Source organism: Mycobacterium sp. (genome assembly GCF_049683355.1).
Classification (GTDB): domain Bacteria; phylum Actinomycetota; class Actinomycetes; order Mycobacteriales; family Mycobacteriaceae; genus Mycobacterium.
This window is the reverse complement of sequence record NZ_JBAUJB010000437.1, coordinates 1-1,849: the sequence shown is the minus strand read 5'-3', so window position 1 is coordinate 1,849 and position 1,849 is coordinate 1. Positions and strand designations below refer to the sequence as shown.

Annotated in this window: 2 protein-coding genes; both read left to right on the top strand. The window is 72.0% G+C overall.

The features are described from left to right. Positions 1 to 924, top strand: a 924-nt coding sequence (locus tag WA944_RS25095) for an NAD-dependent epimerase/dehydratase family protein (RefSeq protein WP_526647450.1), incomplete at its 5' end; no start/stop codon positions are given. A 6-nt stretch (positions 925 to 930) separates the two neighbouring features. Next, the gene (locus WA944_RS25090; protein ID WP_526609079.1) at positions 931 to 1,770 is read left to right on the top strand and encodes an alpha/beta hydrolase; all 840 of its coding nucleotides are present in this window, start codon (positions 931 to 933) and stop codon (positions 1,768 to 1,770) included. Positions 1,771 to 1,849 lie beyond the last annotated feature (79 nt).

The following is a 1,849-nucleotide window of genomic DNA, read 5'->3' as shown; positions in this document are numbered from 1 at the left end:
GCGCACGGCGAGGGCGCCCAGTTGCCCGCAGGCGTGCACCGGCTCGACGTCCGGGACGGCGCGGCCGTCGCCGAGCTGCTCGCCGGAGTGGACGTGGTGTGCCATCAGGCGGCGGTGGTCGGTGCCGGCGTCGACGCCGCCGACAGCCCCTCCTACGCGTCGCACAACGACTACGGCACCGCGGTGCTGCTGGCGGAGATGTTCGCCGCGGGCTGCCGCCGCCTGGTGCTCGCCTCGTCGATGGTGGTCTACGGCCAGGGTGGTTATGGCTGCCCGCAGCACGGCGCCGTCGACCCGGCCCCCCGCGCCCGGGCGGACCTGGACAGCGGAGTGTTCGACCACCGCTGCCCGGTCTGCGGCGCGCAGGTGAGCTGGGCGCTCGTCGGGGAGGAGGCGCCGCTGCGACCGCGCAGCCTCTACGCGGCCAGCAAGGTCGCCCAGGAACACTACGCGCTGGCCTGGAGCGAGTCGACGGGCGGCTCGGTGGTCGCACTGCGCTATCACAACGTCTACGGACCGGGCATGCCACGCGACACCCCCTATTCGGGTGTCGCCGCGATCTTCCGCTCCGCACTCGAAGCAGGTGACCCGCCAAGGGTTTTCGAGGACGGCGGGCAGATGCGCGACTTCGTCCACGTCGACGACATCGCCGCCGCGAACGTCGCCGCGATCGAGGCCGGATCCGACGGTTTCGACACGTTCAACGTCTGTTCGGGCAGGCCGGTGTCGATCCTCGACGTCGCCGCCGCGCTGTGTGACGCGCGTGGTGACGGGACGCCGGTGGTGACCGGCCAGTACCGCAGCGGCGACGTCCGCCACATCGTCGCCGACCCGGCGAAAGCCGAACGGGTGCTTGGTTTTCGGGCCGCCATCGATCCGGCCGACGGGCTGCGCGCGTTCGCGAGCGCGCCGCTGCGCGCGTAGCAGCAGATGCCGGGTCGCCGAGCGGTTCGCATCGCCGTTATCGTCGCGTTGGTGGCGTCGGGACTTCTCGGACTGCTGTGGTCGCAGCAGCGTCGGTTGATCTACTTCCCGTCGACCGCTGCGGTGCCGCCGGCGTCGACGGTGCTGCCGGGGGCCCGCGACGTGGTCGTCCCCACCACGGACGGGCTGGAACTGGGCGCCTGGTATCTGCCCGGCGGCCCGGGCCCAGCGGTGCTGGTGCTCAGCGGCAACGGCGGTGACCGCACGATGCGGGCCCCGCTGGCCGCCGCCCTGCACGGCATGGGGCTGTCCGTGCTGTTGCCGGACTACCGCGGCTACGGCGGAAACCCCGGTCGGCCCACCGAGGACGGACTGGCCGACGACGCGCGCGCCGCCTACGACTGGCTGGCCCGCCAGCCTGGTGTCGATCCCGGTCGGATGGCCGTCTTCGGCGAATCGCTGGGCGCCGCGGTGGCGGTCGGCCTGGCCGTCGAGCAGCCCCCTGCGGCGTTGGTGCTGCGTTCACCGTTCACGTCCCTGGCCGACGTCGCCGGTGTGCACTACCCGTGGCTTCCGGTGCGGCGGTTGCTGCTGGATCGCTACCCGTCCATCGACCGCATCGGCGCGCTGCGCGTGCCACTGCTCGTGATCGCGGGGGACAGCGACGACATCGTGCCCGCGGCGCAGTCGCGTCGCCTCTATGAGGCCGCCTCCGAACCCAAGCAGTTCGTGTCCGTCGAAGGCGCCGGTCACAACGACCCCGCACTGCTGGACGGGCAGCGGTTGCTGACCGCGGTCGAGCAGTTCCTGCAGCGCACCCCGGTGCTGGGGGTGCCGCAGAGCTGAACATACTGGCTGACGTGACTTCGGAGATCTGCGAACAGTTCGGCATCGACTTCCCGCTCTTCGCGTTCAGCCACTGCCG

Coding starts and splice junctions, on each gene's coding strand:
- WA944_RS25090 (WP_526609079.1), top strand. CDS start 931: ATGCCGGGTCGCCGAGCGGTTCGCATCGCCGTTATCGTCGCGTTGGTG.